Raw genomic sequence first — 15,129 nt, 5'->3', positions numbered from 1 at the left:
GTTACGAGCCCGGGGCAACGGAGTCGTTCCCTGCCATTGGCTCCCTGAGAGACATTAGCAGCGCATCTGTCCTACCGCCACGCTGGCCCCCGTCCGACTTGTCGGCTAGCATCGCCCTTTTGCCAGACTGGACTGCCGACCATGAAAATCGTCTCTTTTAATATCAACGGGCTGCGCGCCCGGCCTCATCAGCTGGCGGCCCTGATCGACAAACATCAACCCGACGTGATTGGCCTGCAGGAAACCAAAGTCCACGACGAGCAGTTCCCGCTGGCCGAAGTCCAGGCCCTGGGCTATCACGTGTACTACCACGGGCAGAAAGGCCACTACGGCGTCGCCCTGCTCTCGCGCCAGGAACCGCTGGCCCTGCACAAGGGTTTTGCCAGCGACGAAGAGGATGCCCAGCGCCGCTTTATCTGGGGCACCTTCGCCGATGAACACGGCAACCCGATCACCATCATGAATGGCTATTTCCCCCAGGGCGAAAGCCGCGACCACCCGACCAAGTTCCCGGCCAAGCAGCGCTTTTACGAAGATCTGCAACACCTGCTGGAGAGCCAGTTCAGCAATGACCAGGCATTGGTGGTGATGGGCGACGTGAATATTTCCCCCGAGGATTGCGACATCGGCATCGGTGCCGACAATGCCAAGCGCTGGCTGAAGACCGGCAAATGCAGCTTCCTGCCGGAAGAACGCGAGTGGATGGCGCGCCTGAAGAACTGGGGCCTGACCGACAGCTTCCGTCACCTCAACCCGGACGTGGCGGATCGCTTCAGCTGGTTCGATTACCGCAGCCGCGGCTTTGAAGACGAACCCAAGCGTGGCCTGCGGATCGACCTGATCATGGCCTCCAACGGCCTGTTGCCACGAGTCAAGGATGCGGGTGTGGACTATGAGTTGCGCGGCCTGGAAAAACCCTCGGACCATGCGCCGATCTGGCTGGAACTGAGCTGATCTTTGCGACCACACCCTAAAATGTAGGAGCTGGCTTGCCTGCGATGGCGCTGGGTCAGTCGATAGATATGTTGACTGACACACCGCCTTCGCAGGTAAGCCTGCTCCCACATTTGGACCGGCTGGGTGTCAGTCATATTTTGGCAACCTTACTGACTTAATCTGCCCGCACGTCCTTTGGCTTGAGAAGGTGCCGGCATGATGCTGCGCGTTCTGTACCTGCTGACACTTTGCAGCGTTTTTCCTCTTACAGTTTCTGCAACGCCCCTACCCTTTCCCGAACACGGCCCGGCCTTACGCATCCAGGGCTCCAACACCATTGGCGCGGCGTTGGGCCCGGCGCTGGTCAGGGGTTTGCTGGAGCAACAGGGTCTCAAGGCTGTACACAGCGAAACACCCGCCCGCCCCAACGAAGAGCGGCTCGTCGGCACCAGCCCCCAAGGCAAGCGGGTACTGGTCGAGATCGCCGCCCATGGTTCCAGCACCGGCTTTGCCGCGCTGAAACAGGCCGCGGCCGACCTGGCGGCCGCGTCACGCCCGATCAAGGACCGCGAACTGGTGGACCTCGAGCCCCTGGGTGACCTGAAAAGCCCCGGTGCCGAGCAGGTGATCGCGATTGATGGCCTGGCAATCATCCTGCACCCACGCAACCCGCTGCAGGTGTTGACCACCGAACAACTGGCGAGGATTTTCAGCGGCGAGATCAGCACCTGGGAAGCCTTGGGCGGCAGCGGCGGGAAGATCCGCCTATATGCTCGCGATGATCAATCCGGCACCTACGACACCTTCAAGGAGCTGGTGCTCAGCCGTCGCGGCAAAACCCTCGACAGCAAGGCTCAGCGCTTTGAATCGAGCGAGCAACTGTCCGATGCAGTCAGCCAGGATCCTCAGGGGATTGGCTTTATCGGCCTGCCTTATGTGCGTCAGGCCAAGGCGGTGGCCATCAGCGATGGCGACTCCCAAGCCATGTTGCCGCAGAGCAGCCTGATCGCCACCGAAGACTACCCGCTGTCGCGCCGCTTGTTTTTCTATCTGCCGCCCAACAACAGCAATCCCTGGGCCGAAGCGCTGGTGGACTTTACCCAGAGCGCCCAAGGCCAGGCCATCGTGGCGGCCAATGGTTTTATCGCCCAGCAGGTCCAGGCCATCACCGTGCAGCCACGGGCGCCGATGCCAGCCGACTACCAGGCCATTGCCCGCGAGGCGCAGCGCCTGACGGTGAATTTTCGCTTCGAAGAAGGCAGCGCCAGCCTGGACAACAAGGCGCGCCAGGACCTTGCCCGCGTGGTGGCTTATATAGATAGCCACGATAAACGGGACAAGCGCGTCACGCTGGTGGGGTTTGGTGACGCCAAGGATGATCCGCAACGCGCCGACCTGCTGTCCAAGCTGCGGGCAATGGCGGTACGCCGAGAGTTGGTCAAAAGTGGTGTGGTGTTGCGCGATATTCGCGGCTTCGGCGCCGAGATGCCGGTAGCGGCGAATACCGTGGATGAGGGGCGGATCAAGAATCGCCGGGTGGAGGTCTGGGTTTATTGAAACCTGAAGACGGGTGTGGATTGGCCCACCGCAATCGCGGGCAAACCCGCTCCCACACTGACCGCGTGCGATCACAATGTGGGGGCGGGCTTGCCCGAGATACCGGCGACTCGGTCCTACTGGCCGCTGCGCATCAGTTCTTTAGGCACATATTTGCCAATCTCGAACTTGCCAATCGCCGCCCGGTGCACTTCATCCGGGCCGTCGGCCAGGCGCAGGGTACGTTGCATGGCGTACATGTAGGCCAGCGGGAAGTCATTGGAGACCCCGGCACCGCCATGGATCTGGATCGCCCGGTCAATCACCTTCAGGGCCACATTCGGCGCCACGACCTTGATCTGGGCGATTTCACTTTTCGCCACTTTGTTGCCGACCGTATCCATCATGTAGGCGGCCTTTAACGTCAGCAGGCGTGCCATGTCGATTTCCATCCGCGAGTCGGCGATTTTGTCGATATTGCCACCCAGGCGCGCCAGCGGTTTGCCGAAGGCGGTGCGGCTGACCGAACGCTTGCACATCAACTCCAGGGCCCGTTCAGCCATGCCAATCGAGCGCATGCAGTGATGGATACGGCCCGGGCCAAGGCGCCCCTGGGCAATTTCAAAGCCGCGGCCTTCACCCAGCAGGACGTTTTCGTACGGCACACGCACGTTGTCAAACAGGACTTCGGCATGCCCATGGGGCGCGTCGTCGTAGCCGAACACCGGCAGCGGCCGGACGATTTTCACCCCGGGCGCATCCACCGGTACCAGGATCATCGAGTGCTGCTGGTGGCGCGGCGCATCCGGGTTGCTCAGGCCCATGAAGATCAGGATCTTGCAGCGCGGGTCGCACGCGCCGGAGGTCCACCACTTCTTACCGTTGATCACCCACTCGTCACCCTGGCGCTCAGCGCGGGCGGCCATGTTGGTGGCGTCGGAAGACGCCACATCGGGTTCGGTCATGGCGAACGCCGAACGGATCTCGCCACGCAGCAGCGGCTCCAGCCAGCGTTGTTTCTGCTCTTCGTTGGCGTAGCGCACCAGCACTTCCATATTGCCGGTGTCGGGTGCCGAGCAATTGAACGGCTCCGGCCCCAGCAGGGAGCGGCCCATGATTTCGGCGAGCGGCGCGTATTCCAGGTTGGTCAGGCCAGCGCCCAGTTCGGATTCCGGCAGGAACAGGTTCCACAGGCCTTCAGCCTTAGCCTTGGCCTTGAGCTCTTCCATAATCGCAGTGGGCTGCCAGCGGTCACCTTTGCTGACCTGGCGTTCAAACACCGGCTCGGCGGGGTAAACGTAAGCATCCATAAACGCGGTGACGCGTTCACGCAGTTCCTGAACCTTGGGCGAATAGGCAAAATCCATGAGCAGCTCCCTTCTTGGAGAGGTTGTTTAGGTCATGCAAACGATGCTAGAACAGCGCTGATAATTTACCTAGCCTATTCTCGGCGTGTATTAACATTCATCACCGATATATGATCGGCGTATGAAAACCTAACAAGAAGAGCGCAACGAAATGAATCTGAGCAAGGTCGACCTCAATCTTTTCATCGTCTTTGACGCGATCTACACCGAAGCCAACCTGACCCGTGCCGGACAGATCGTGGGCATCACCCAGCCGGCCGTATCCAACGCCCTGGCACGCCTGCGCGAGACCTTCAACGACCCGCTCTTCGTGCGGACCGCCCAGGGCATGGTGCCGACCCCCATGGCCCAGAACATCATTGGCCCGGTGCGCAATGCCCTGTCGTTGCTGCGGGTATCGGTGCAAGAGAGCCGGATCTTCAACCCGTTGCAAGCGGCCAAGACCTACCGCATCAGCATGACCGATCTCACTGAAGCGGTGATCCTGCCGCCGCTGTTCCAGCGCCTGCGCCGCCTGGCGCCCACGGTGATCATTGAGAGTTTCCTGTCCAAACGTCGGGAAACCACCAAGGAACTGGCCGCCGGCCGCCTGGATTTCGCAGTGGACGCGCCGCTCAACACCGACCCGCAAGTGCGCCACGTCAAGCTGATGGAAGACCGCTACGTGTGTGCCATGCGCAAGGGCCACCCGATGGCGGGCAAGGAAAAGTTCAGCCTCGATGACTACCTGTCGCTGACCCATATCCATATTTCCAGCCGGCGCAATGGCCTGGGCCACGTCGACCTGGCCCTCGGCAAAATGGGGATCCAGCGCAAGATCGCCCTGCGCTCCCAGCATTACCTGATGGCTTCCCAGGTGTTGCAGCAGACCGATATGGTAATGACCGTGCCCGAGCGCTTTGCACGGCGTAACGAGCTGCACTCGTTCAACCTGCCGGTCAATGATGTGCCGCCGGTGGAAACCCACCTGTACTGGCATGAAAGCACTGACCAGGACCCCGCCAACCGCTGGATGCGCGAGCAGATGATCGAGTTGTGCCAGCAGGTTACGGCGCGTGAGAAGAAGTTGGATAACGCGTAGGCGGTGATTTGCTTGACGTTTACGTCAAGCAGCCATTAGCGTAGCGCCAAGACCCTCCTTGAGCGCCACCATGAGCACGACCTACAGCATCTCCGACCTGGCCCGCGAGTTGGACATCACCACCCGGGCCATTCGTTTCTATGAAGAACAGGGCCTGCTGCGCCCCGAGCGCCGGGGCCAGGAGCGTATCTATTCGCCCCGGGACAAAGTCAGCCTGAAGCTGATCCTGCGGGGCAAGCGCATCGGTTTTTCCCTGGCCGAATGCCGCGAACTGATCGAACTCTACGACCCCAGCAGCGGCAATCAAAAGCAATTGCACAGCATGCTGGCAAAAATCAGCGAACGCCGTGAGCAGTTGGAACAGCAGTTGCTGGACATCGAGCAGATGAAACTGGAACTGGACACCGCCGAAGAACGTTGCACCCAGGCCCTGGAACAGACGATCCAGAGCCAGGTCGGCCAACCCCAATAAAAAGGTAGATCCCATGTCTCTCCCCTCTCAGGTGCGCCTGATCGAAGTCGGCCCGCGCGACGGTCTGCAAAACGAAGCCCAGCCCATCAGCGTGGCCGACAAGGTGCAACTGGTCGACGCCCTCAGCGCGGCGGGCCTGGGCTATATCGAAGTCGGCAGTTTTGTCTCGCCCAAGTGGGTACCGCAGATGGCCGGCTCGGCCGAAGTGTTTGCGCAGATCCAGCGCAAGCCGGGCGTGATCTATGGCGCGTTGGCGCCGAACCTGCGGGGCTTCGAGGACGCGCTGGCGGCCGGGGTCAAGGAGGTCGCAGTATTTGCAGCGGCGTCCGAGGCGTTTTCCCAGCGCAATATCAACTGCTCCATCAGCGAGAGCCTGGAGCGCTTTGCACCCATCATGGCGGCGGCACAACAGCACGGCGTGAGTGTGCGCGGCTATGTGTCCTGTGTCTTGGGTTGCCCCTATGAAGGTCAGGTCGCCCCGGAGCAAGTCGCTGCGGTGGCCCGCGAGCTGTATTCCATGGGCTGCTATGAAGTATCCCTGGGCGACACCATCGGCACCGGCACCGCAGGCGCTACGCGGCGCATGTTCGAGGTAGTGGGCAAGGACGTGCCACGGGCAAAGCTCGCCGGACACTTCCATGACACCTACGGCCAGGCCATCGCCAATGTCTACGCCAGCCTGCTGGAGGGTATCCAGGTGTTCGACAGCTCTATCGCAGGCCTTGGCGGCTGCCCCTATGCCAAGGGCGCCAGCGGTAACGTGGCCACCGAGGACGTGCTCTACCTGCTCGACGGCCTGGGCATCGAAACCGGTATCGACATGGACAAGTTGATTGTGGCGGGCCAGCAGATCTGTACGGTCCTGGGCCGCCCCACCGGCTCACGCGTGGCCAAGGCCCGTAGCGCCCGTTGAGTAGCGCTCCTGCTCCGATGTGTTACCTCGCGGCTACACATCGGGTAACACGGGAACATATTTTGTCGCATTCTCTGAAGTAAATTTCCTACTAAAAAATCAAACCATTGATTTTAAAGGACTTTTAAAAGTTGGCACGGCTTCTGCTATCTCTATGGCATAACAAGAATAAAAAGCACCAAACCTAATAAAAATAAGACGTAACGACTCTGACATAACAAAAACAACACGGCAGAGACGCAGCTAACAGATTTTTTTGGAGAAGATGTGCTTCGCAGGGTACGGCGCAAGCCGCCACTCGCAACCGGGCAGAGAACAATAAAACTACCTCAAGGTAGCTACCCACTGGTTGGATCGCGTGCGAAGAAGCAGATCAGCGCTCAAAAAAATACGTTTGCTCTTGACCCCGGATGGGGGTCGCCAAAAACAGCGGTAAAGGGCCACGGTTGCCAAAAACAACAATAGACCGCCCCTCAATAATAAAAAAAGAGCACGTAACAACAAATTAAAGGGGAGCTTCGGCTCCCCTTTGTGCTGTCTAGGTGAAAACCATTGCGCGGTACATGCAAAGGCAAATGTGGGAGCGGGCTTGCCCGCGATAGCGGTGGGTCAGCTGATGAATAGTTGGCTGACACTCCGTCATCGCGGGCAAGCCCGCTCCCACATTGTTGATCGGCGCCAGATCTCAGTCTTCGCTACGCAGTTGCTCGATGGTGATCTCACGCATGCGAAACTTCTGAATCTTCCCCGTCACGGTCATCGGAAATTCTTCGACAAAGCGGAAATGCTTCGGCGTCTTGAAGTGTGCAATGCGCCCCTTGCACCAGGTTTGCAGTTCCAGCTCGTTGGCCACGTGCCCGGGGTGAAACTTGATCCAGGCCACGATCTCTTCGCCATAACGCTCATCGGGAATGCCGATGATCTGCACATCCGCCACCGCCGGATGGGTGAAGAAGAACTCCTCCAACTCCCGTGGGTACACGTTCTCGCCACCGCGAATGATCATGTCCTTGTTGCGCCCGGCGATGCACACATAACCCTGCTCATCCATGGTCGCCAGGTCGCCGGTGTGCATCCAGCCGGCGTCGTCGATGGCTTCGCGGGTGCCTTCAGGGTTGTTCCAGTAGCCGAGCATCACGCTGTAGCCTCGGGTACACAACTCGCCAATCTGCCCACGCGGCACGGTGTTACCGGCCTCGTCGATGATTTTGCTTTCCAGTTGCGGCTGGGTCCGCCCGACCGTGGTCACGCGCCGCTCCAGATCGTCATCCGCGCCGGTCTGCAGGGAAACGGGACTGGTCTCGGTCATGCCGTAGGCAATCTGCACCTCGCTCATATGCAAGTCGCTGATGACCCGGCGCATCACCTCTATCGGGCAAGTGGAGCCGGCCATGATCCCAGTGCGCAGACTCGACAGATCGAACGTGCTGCGTTGCGGATGATCGAGCACCGCAATAAACATCGTGGGTACGCCGTACAGGCCGGTGGCGCGCTCTTCGGCCACGGCGGTCAGGGTCAGCAGTGGGTCGAAGCCGTCATTGGGATAGATCATGGTGGTGCCATGGGTGATGCAGCCCAGGTTACCCATGACCATGCCAAAGCAATGATAGAGCGGCACCGGGATCACCAGGCGATCCTGCGCGGTCAGGCCCAGGCTTTCGCCAACCATGTAACCGTTATTGAGGATGTTGTGGTGACTGAGGGTGGCGCCCTTGGGGAAGCCCGTGGTGCCGGAGGTGTACTGGATATTGACGGCTTGATCGAAGTGCAGGCTGGCCTCGCGGTGCTGCAATTGTTCCGGGGGTGTCCCCGTCCCCAGGGCCGACAATTGCGACCAGGGCATGAACCCCGAGGGCGGTCGCGCATCCAGGCTGATCACCCCGCGCAGTTCCGGCAATAGATCACAGTGCAACTGGCCAATGCCCTGCTCCGCCAGTTCCGGCACCAGCGCCTGCAGCATGCCGTGGTAGTCGGAGGACTTGAACGAACCGGCACAGATCAACCACTGGCAACCCGACTGCTTGAGCACGTATTCCAGCTCGCTGCTGCGGTAGGCCGGGTTGACGTTGACAAGAATCACCCCGAGCTTGGCGCTGGCCACCTGGCTGATGCACCACTCGGCACAGTTCGGCGCCCAGATGCCGAGGCGATCCCCGGCCTGCAACCCCAGCGCCAGCAGCCCGCGTGCATGCAGGTCCACGGCTCCGGCCAGCTGCCGCCAGGTGTAGCGCAGCTGCTGATGGCGCACCACCAGGGCCTCGCCCTCCGGGTACTGCGCCACCGTGCGGTCAAATGCCTGGCCGATGGTCATGGCCAGCAAGGCCTTGTCCTGTGGGCCACGGCTGTAGCTCTGATTCGGTTGATCCATGACGACCCCTATTGTCTTTTTTGTAGGTGGACGGTGCGCCGGTCAGGCGCGAGCTTGACGTTAACGTAAGCTACGATTGACAGTCATGCAACGCAAGTTTACGTTAACGTAAAGGTGATCGCCCAATGGCGTCGCCAGCCCCACAACAATAATGTTTATAGGTGCCCCTCCATGAGTTACCCGACCCTGAATTTCGCCCTCGGTGAAACCATCGACATGCTGCGCGACCAGGTGCAGGCCTTCGTGGCCAAGGAGCTGGCGCCACGGGCAGCGCAGATTGATATCGACAACCTGTTCCCCGTGGATATGTGGCGCAAGTTCGGTGACATGGGCCTGCTGGGCATCACCGTGCCGGAAGAATACGGCGGTGCCGGTCTGGGTTACCTGGCCCACGTGGTGGCCATGGAAGAAATCAGCCGCGGCTCGGCCTCGGTGGCGTTGTCCTACGGGGCGCACTCCAACCTGTGCGTCAACCAGATCAACCGCAACGGCACTCATGAACAGAAACTCAAGTACCTGCCCAAGCTGATCAGCGGCGAACACATTGGCGCCCTGGCCATGAGCGAACCGAATGCGGGCTCCGATGTGGTGTCGATGAAGCTGCGCGCCGACAAACGCGGCAGCGTGTATGTGCTCAACGGCAGCAAGACCTGGATCACCAACGGTCCTGATGCCCACACCTATGTGATCTACGCCAAGACCGACCTGGAAAAAGGCGCCCATGGTATTACCGCGTTTATTGTCGAGCGCGACGCCAAGGGCTTCAGCCGCAGCAACAAGTTCGACAAGCTGGGCATGCGCGGCTCCAACACCTGCGAGCTGTTTTTCGATGACGTCGAAGTGCCCGAAGAAAACATCCTCGGCGTGCTCAATGGCGGGGTCAAAGTGCTGATGAGCGGCCTGGACTACGAGCGTGTGGTGCTCTCCGGCGGCCCTACCGGGATCATGCAGGCCTGCATGGACCTGATCGTCCCCTACATCCACGACCGTAAGCAGTTCGGGCAGAGCATCGGCGAATTCCAGCTGATCCAGGGCAAAGTTGCCGACATGTACACCCAGCTCAACGCCAGCCGCGCCTACCTCTATGCGGTGGCCCAGGCCTGCGAGCGCGGCGAAACCACGCGCAAGGACGCCGCCGGGGTGATTCTGTACAGCGCCGAACGCGCAACACAGATGGCCCTCGATGCGATCCAGATTCTCGGCGGCAATGGCTACATCAATGAATTCCCCGCAGGCCGTCTGTTACGTGATGCCAAGCTGTATGAAATTGGCGCGGGCACCAGTGAGATCCGACGCATGTTGATTGGTCGCGAACTGTTTAACGAAACCCGCTGAGGGAGTGCACCATGGCCACCCTGCACACCCAACTCAACCCGCGCTCGGCGGAATTCGCCAGCAACAGCGCGGCGATGCTCAAACAGGTCGATGCCTTGCACACCCTGCTCGCCCAGGTCCAGCAAGGCGGCGGCAGCAAGGCCCAGGAGCGTCATACCTCCCGTGGCAAGCTGCTGCCGCGCGAGCGTATCAACCGCCTGCTCGACCCGGGCTCGGCGTTCCTCGAACTCAGCCAACTGGCGGCGTATCAGGTCTACGGTGAAGAGGTACCGGCCGCGGGCGTGATCGCCGGGATCGGCCGGGTCGAAGGCGTCGAATGCATGATCGTCGCCAACGATGCCACGGTAAAAGGCGGTTCCTACTACCCGCTGACCGTGAAAAAACACCTGCGCGCCCAGACCATCGCCGAACAGAACCGCCTGCCCTGCATTTACCTGGTGGACTCCGGCGGCGCCAACCTGCCGCGCCAGGACGAGGTGTTCCCCGACCGCGAGCACTTTGGGCGGATTTTTTTCAACCAAGCCAATATGAGCGCCCAGGGCATTCCGCAGATTGCCGTGGTGATGGGCTCCTGCACGGCGGGTGGCGCTTATGTACCGGCGATGGCCGATGAAGCGATCATGGTGCGCCAGCAGGCCACCATCTTCCTCGCCGGGCCTCCACTGGTGAAGGCGGCCACCGGTGAAGTGGTCAGCGCCGAAGACCTTGGCGGTGCCGATGTGCACTGCAAGATCTCCGGGGTGGCCGACCATTACGCCGACAGCGACGAACATGCCCTGGCCCTGGCCCGTCGCAGCATCGCCAACCTCAACTGGCGCAAACAGGGGCAGTTGCAACAGCGCACGCCGGTCGCGCCGTTGTATGCCAGCGAAGAGCTGTATGGGGTGATCTCGGCCGACGCCAAGCAACCGTTCGATGTACGCGAAGTGATTGCGCGACTGGTGGACGGCTCGGTCTTCGATGAATTCAAGGCGCTGTTCGGCACCACGCTGGTCTGCGGCTTTGCCCATTTGCATGGCTACCCCATCGCGATCCTCGCCAACAACGGGATCCTCTTCGCCGAAGCGGCGCAAAAAGGCGCGCACTTTATCGAGTTGGCCTGCCAGCGCGGGATTCCCCTGCTGTTCTTGCAGAACATCACCGGCTTTATGGTTGGGCAGAAATACGAAGCCGGCGGCATCGCCAAGCACGGCGCCAAGCTGGTCACGGCGGTGGCCTGCGCCAAGGTGCCGAAATTCACAGTGATCATCGGCGGCAGCTTTGGTGCCGGTAACTATGGGATGTGCGGGCGCGCCTACGACCCGCGCTTTTTGTGGATGTGGCCCAACGCCCGCATTGGCGTGATGGGCGCCGAACAGGCCGCCGGCGTGCTGGTGCAGGTCAAGCGCGAACAGGCCGAGCGCAGTGGCCAGGCGTTCAGCGCCGAGGACGAAGCGCAGATCAAGCAGCCGATCCTCGACCAGTACGAAACCCAGGGCCACCCTTACTACTCCAGCGCCCGCCTGTGGGATGACGGCGTCATCGACCCTTTGCAGACCCGTGACGTGCTGGCCCTGGCCTTGTCCGCCGCGCTGAATGCCCCCATCGAGCCGAGCCGCTTCGGCGTGTTCCGCATGTAATTGGAGCTGCACCCATGAGCGATTTCAACACTGTTGAACTGGTCAACGACCCCCGTGGCTTTGCCACGCTGTGGTTGAGCCGGGAAGAGAAGAACAACGCGTTCAACGCCGAAATGATCCGCGAGCTGATCATTGCCCTGGACCAGGTCCAGGCCGATGCCGCGCTGCGTTTTCTGGTCGTGCGCGGGCGCGGCAAGCATTTCAGCGCCGGCGCGGACCTGGCCTGGATGCAACAGTCGGCCGAACTGGATTACCACACCAACCTCGACGACGCCCGCGAGTTGGCGGAGTTGATGTACAACCTGGCCAAGCTGAAGATCCCGACACTGGCGGTGGTCCAGGGCGCGGCCTACGGCGGCGCCCTGGGCCTGATCAGTTGCTGCGACATGGCCATTGGCGCCGAGGATGCGCAGTTCTGCCTGTCGGAAGTACGCATCGGCCTCGCGCCGGCGGTCATCAGCCCGTTTGTGGTGCAGGCGATTGGCGAGCGCGCGGCACGCCGCTATGCCCTGACCGCAGAACGCTTCGACGGTCAGCAAGCCCAGGCCATCGGGCTATTGGCGCAAAGCTACCCGCTGGATGCGCTGGATCAGCACGTCGAGCAATGGATCGCCAACCTGCTGCTCAACAGCCCGGCCGCCATGCGCGCCAGTAAGGATTTGTTGCGCGAAGTGGGTAATGGCGCCCTGACTCCGGCGTTGCGCCGTTACTGCGAAAACGCCATCTCGCGCATCCGCGTCAGCGCCGAGGGCCAGGAAGGCTTGCGCGCATTTTTGCAAAAGCGTGCGCCCAGTTGGCAGTCCCAGGAGCCACGTTCATGAGTGCACCGTTGATTACCTGCGTACTGGTGGCCAACCGGGGCGAAATCGCCTGTCGGGTCATGCGCACGGCCAAGGCACTCGGCATGACCACCGTTGCCGTGCACAGCGCCACGGACCGCGATGCGCGCCACAGCCGAGAAGCCGACATCCGGGTGGACCTGGGCGGCAGCAAGGCCGCCGACAGCTACCTGCAGATCGACAAACTGATCGCCGCGGCCAAGGCCAGCGGCGCCCAGGCGATTCATCCAGGCTATGGTTTTCTTTCCGAAAACCCACGCTTTGCCCGAGCGATTGAAGAGGCCGGGCTGATTTTCCTTGGCCCGCCCGCCTCGGCCATTGATGCCATGGGCAGCAAGTCGGCGGCCAAGGCATTGATGGAAACCGCTGGCGTGCCGCTGGTGCCGGGTTACCACGGTGCCGGCCAGGATCTGGAAACCTTCCGCCAGGCCGCCGCGCGCATTGGCTACCCGGTGCTGCTCAAGGCCACGGCGGGCGGCGGCGGCAAGGGCATGAAAGTGGTCGAGGACGAAAGCCAACTGGCCGAAGCCCTGGCCTCGGCCCAGCGCGAGGCGCTGTCGTCGTTTGGCAATGCGCAGATGCTGGTGGAAAAGTACCTGATCAAGCCCCGTCACGTGGAGATCCAGGTGTTTGCCGACCAGCACGGCCATTGCCTGTACCTCAATGAACGCGACTGCTCGATCCAGCGTCGCCATCAAAAGGTCGTCGAAGAAGCACCGGCACCCGGCCTTAGCCCTGCCCTGCGCCAGGCAATGGGCGAGGCAGCGGTGCGTGCCGCCCAGGCGATTGGCTATGTGGGCGCCGGCACCGTGGAGTTCCTGCTGGATGCGCGCGGTGAGTTTTTCTTTATGGAAATGAACACTCGCTTGCAGGTAGAACACCCGGTGACCGAGGCCATCACCGGCCTGGACCTGGTGGCCTGGCAGATTCGCGTGGCGCAAGGCGAGCCGCTGCCCATGACCCAGGAGCAGGTGCCGTTGCGCGGCCACGCGATTGAAGTGCGGCTGTATGCCGAAGACCCGGCCAATGACTTTCTGCCGGCCACCGGGCATCTAGCGCTGTACCGCGAATCGGCGCCTGGCCCGGGACGGCGGGTGGACAGTGGCGTCGCGCAAGGGGACGACGTCTCGCCCTTCTACGACCCGATGCTTGGAAAACTGATTGCCTGGGGCGAGGACCGCGAACAGGCGCGCCTGCGCCTGTTGAGCATGCTCGATGAGTTTGCGGTCGGTGGCTTGAAGACCAACCTGGGCTTCTTACGGCGCATCATCGGCCATCCCGCCTTTGCCGCAGCGCAGTTGGATACCGGGTTTATCCCGCGTTATCAGGAGCAACTGCTGCCTGCCGCCAGTGCGTTGAGTGATGAGTTCTGGCAGGCGGCCGGTCATGCTTTCATGCAGAGCCAGCCCTCCCGGCTGCGGCAGGACGATCCTGCCTCGCCGTGGGCTGCAACCCTGGGCTTTCGTGCGGGTCTGCCTGCCGAAACATCCCTGCATTTGAGCAGTGACGGCCAGGATCGCCTGGTAACACTGCAAACCAGCACCGCGCCGCAACTGCGTGGCGAACAATTGCTGATCGAGGATGCTGGCATCCGCCGTTCGCACTTGGCCGTGCGCCATGGGCAGACGCTGTTCCTGCGCTGGCAAGGTGAGATGCGCAGCGTGACGCTGTTTGACCCGATCGCCGCCGTCGATGCCGGACAAGCCCATCAGGGCGGCCTGAGCGCACCCATGAACGGCAGCATCGTGCGGGTGCTGGTGGAAGTCGGGCAGACGGTGGAGGCCGGTGCGCAACTGGTGGTGCTTGAAGCGATGAAGATGGAGCACAGCATCCGCGCGCCCCACGGAGGCGTGATCAAGGCCCTGTATTGCCAGGAAGGCGAAATGGTCGGCGAAGGCAGCGCCTTGGTGGAGCTGGAAGCCCAGGCCTAGAACTTCACCGTGGCCTGTACCACCACGCCGATGATCCGGCAGTCATCGGTGAGCAGGGCTTTGGGGTAGGTCGGGTTGAGCGGCACCAGGTAACGCTGGCCGCTTTCCTCGATCAACTTGCGAAAGGTCGCCTGGCTGCTGCCGGCCCATTGGGCCACCACCAATGTACCGGGCTCGGCTTCGCGGGCCAGGTCCACCAGGATCATCATCCCTTCGGCAATACTCGGCCCACTGGGCGCGGTCATCGCATCGCCGCTCACCTGGAGCCAGAACGCCTCGCCGTCGGCCTCGTAATCGCTCGCCTCAAAACGCGTGGCGCCATAGGCTGGCCGCTGTTCGTGCACCTGGCAGGGGTGTTTCCAGTCGGTCACAGGGTAACGAAAATACGGATTGTATTGAGTGACCGGCGCGGCATCGTCGTTCGCCGGGGCGTCGCTTTTTTCGCGGATCACCAGCACCGTCTCCAGATAGCCCAGGCCCAGCTCTTCGAGCACCCGGTTCATATCGGCGAGGCTGGGCACCCGGCGCTTGCCGAGCCAGTGGCCAATGCCGCCCTGGGACATGCCCAAGCGTGCGGCCAGTTGATGCTGCGTGACCTTGCGGGCCTTCATGTTGGCTTTGACCAACGCTATCCATTTATCCATGGGCCACACAATACAGGATGACTTCAGGGCGACAATAAACAGTTTGTAGTAATCAATCAAATGACATAAATACAGATCGTATTATTAT

General features: G+C 61.5%; 12 protein-coding genes. 9 read left to right on the top strand and 3 right to left on the bottom strand.

Annotation, left to right across the window (positions count from 1 at the left end):
• Window positions 1–141: 141 nt before the first annotated feature.
• Window positions 142–954: an exodeoxyribonuclease III gene (gene xthA / locus HBO24_RS25860; RefSeq protein ID WP_057441571.1), complete on the top strand. Its 813-nt coding sequence runs from the start codon at window positions 142–144 to the stop codon at window positions 952–954.
• A 198-nt stretch (window positions 955–1,152) separates the two neighbouring features.
• Complete coding sequence (locus tag HBO24_RS25855) at window positions 1,153–2,493, top strand: phosphate ABC transporter substrate-binding/OmpA family protein (protein WP_057441570.1); 1,341 nt, start codon at window positions 1,153–1,155, stop codon at window positions 2,491–2,493.
• A gap of 116 nt (window positions 2,494–2,609) precedes the next feature.
• On the opposite strand, the gene HBO24_RS25850 is transcribed toward HBO24_RS25855, so the two are convergent.
• Window positions 2,610–3,839 (bottom strand): acyl-CoA dehydrogenase, encoded by a 1,230-nt coding sequence (locus HBO24_RS25850; protein WP_115128491.1) that lies wholly within the window; start codon window positions 3,837–3,839, stop codon window positions 2,610–2,612.
• 151 nt (window positions 3,840–3,990) lie between these two features.
• Here HBO24_RS25850 and HBO24_RS25845 point away from each other — a divergent pair, with 151 nt between their 5' ends.
• The 3 genes from HBO24_RS25845 to HBO24_RS25835 all read left to right on the top strand — a co-directional run bounded on the left by HBO24_RS25845 (window position 3,991) and on the right by HBO24_RS25835 (window position 6,305).
• On the top strand, window positions 3,991–4,920 hold the full coding sequence (locus HBO24_RS25845; protein ID WP_057960036.1) for a LysR family transcriptional regulator: 930 nt from the start codon (window positions 3,991–3,993) through the stop codon (window positions 4,918–4,920).
• A gap of 70 nt (window positions 4,921–4,990) precedes the next feature.
• Window positions 4,991–5,392: a MerR family DNA-binding transcriptional regulator gene (locus HBO24_RS25840; RefSeq protein WP_057960037.1), complete on the top strand. Its 402-nt coding sequence runs from the start codon at window positions 4,991–4,993 to the stop codon at window positions 5,390–5,392.
• A gap of 13 nt (window positions 5,393–5,405) precedes the next feature.
• Window positions 5,406–6,305: a hydroxymethylglutaryl-CoA lyase gene (locus HBO24_RS25835; protein WP_057441558.1), complete on the top strand. Its 900-nt coding sequence runs from the start codon at window positions 5,406–5,408 to the stop codon at window positions 6,303–6,305.
• Between the two features lie 685 nt (window positions 6,306–6,990).
• Here the strand turns inward: HBO24_RS25835 and HBO24_RS25830 are convergent.
• Window positions 6,991–8,673, bottom strand: a complete 1,683-nt coding sequence (locus HBO24_RS25830; RefSeq protein ID WP_115128492.1) for an AMP-binding protein — start codon at window positions 8,671–8,673, stop codon at window positions 6,991–6,993.
• A gap of 171 nt (window positions 8,674–8,844) precedes the next feature.
• On the opposite strand from HBO24_RS25830, the gene HBO24_RS25825 reads away from it, so the two are divergent.
• From HBO24_RS25825 to HBO24_RS25810, 4 genes are read left to right on the top strand one after another with little or no spacing between them, the layout of a single operon-like run.
• Window positions 8,845–10,008 (top strand): isovaleryl-CoA dehydrogenase, encoded by a 1,164-nt coding sequence (locus HBO24_RS25825; RefSeq protein ID WP_057441554.1) that lies wholly within the window; start codon window positions 8,845–8,847, stop codon window positions 10,006–10,008.
• A gap of 11 nt (window positions 10,009–10,019) precedes the next feature.
• A complete protein-coding gene (locus HBO24_RS25820) occupies window positions 10,020–11,627 on the top strand; it encodes a carboxyl transferase domain-containing protein (protein ID WP_170060596.1) in 1,608 nt (535 codons plus the stop codon).
• A gap of 14 nt (window positions 11,628–11,641) precedes the next feature.
• Entirely contained in the window at window positions 11,642–12,448 is an 807-nt protein-coding gene (locus tag HBO24_RS25815; protein ID WP_169961073.1) for a gamma-carboxygeranoyl-CoA hydratase, read from the top strand.
• Complete coding sequence (locus tag HBO24_RS25810; protein WP_170060595.1) at window positions 12,445–14,397, top strand: acetyl/propionyl/methylcrotonyl-CoA carboxylase subunit alpha; 1,953 nt, start codon at window positions 12,445–12,447, stop codon at window positions 14,395–14,397. Before HBO24_RS25815 ends, HBO24_RS25810 begins: the two co-directional genes overlap by 4 nt.
• Here HBO24_RS25810 and HBO24_RS25805 read toward each other — a convergent pair.
• Window positions 14,394–15,041, bottom strand: a complete 648-nt coding sequence (locus HBO24_RS25805) for a LexA family transcriptional regulator (protein ID WP_170060594.1) — start codon at window positions 15,039–15,041, stop codon at window positions 14,394–14,396. The two genes, HBO24_RS25810 and HBO24_RS25805, sit on opposite strands and share 4 nt — an antisense overlap.
• Between the last annotated feature and the right edge of the window lie 88 nt (window positions 15,042–15,129).

The sequence above is a fragment of the Pseudomonas sp. WS 5410 genome, assembly GCF_012985645.1.
Classification (GTDB): Bacteria; Pseudomonadota; Gammaproteobacteria; order Pseudomonadales; family Pseudomonadaceae; genus Aquipseudomonas; species Aquipseudomonas shahriarae.
The sequence above is the reverse complement of the archived record's forward strand: the minus strand, read 5'-3'. Positions and strand labels throughout refer to the sequence as shown.

Bases quoted from the DNA above. Each gene is read 5' to 3' on its own strand.
- HBO24_RS25810 (WP_170060595.1), top strand. From the start codon at position 12,445: ATGAGTGCACCGTTGATTACCTGCGTACTGGTGGCCAACCGGGGCGAA.
- HBO24_RS25820 (WP_170060596.1), top strand. From the start codon at position 10,020: ATGGCCACCCTGCACACCCAACTCAACCCGCGCTCGGCGGAATTCGCC.
- HBO24_RS25830 (WP_115128492.1), bottom strand. From the start codon at position 8,673: ATGGATCAACCGAATCAGAGCTACAGCCGTGGCCCACAGGACAAGGCC.
- HBO24_RS25840 (WP_057960037.1), top strand. From the start codon at position 4,991: ATGAGCACGACCTACAGCATCTCCGACCTGGCCCGCGAGTTGGACATC.
- HBO24_RS25835 (WP_057441558.1), top strand. From the start codon at position 5,406: ATGTCTCTCCCCTCTCAGGTGCGCCTGATCGAAGTCGGCCCGCGCGAC.
- xthA (WP_057441571.1), top strand. From the start codon at position 142: ATGAAAATCGTCTCTTTTAATATCAACGGGCTGCGCGCCCGGCCTCAT.
- HBO24_RS25850 (WP_115128491.1), bottom strand. From the start codon at position 3,839: ATGGATTTTGCCTATTCGCCCAAGGTTCAGGAACTGCGTGAACGCGTC.
- HBO24_RS25855 (WP_057441570.1), top strand. From the start codon at position 1,153: ATGATGCTGCGCGTTCTGTACCTGCTGACACTTTGCAGCGTTTTTCCT.
- HBO24_RS25845 (WP_057960036.1), top strand. From the start codon at position 3,991: ATGAATCTGAGCAAGGTCGACCTCAATCTTTTCATCGTCTTTGACGCG.
- HBO24_RS25805 (WP_170060594.1), bottom strand. From the start codon at position 15,041: ATGGATAAATGGATAGCGTTGGTCAAAGCCAACATGAAGGCCCGCAAG.
- HBO24_RS25825 (WP_057441554.1), top strand. From the start codon at position 8,845: ATGAGTTACCCGACCCTGAATTTCGCCCTCGGTGAAACCATCGACATG.
- HBO24_RS25815 (WP_169961073.1), top strand. From the start codon at position 11,642: ATGAGCGATTTCAACACTGTTGAACTGGTCAACGACCCCCGTGGCTTT.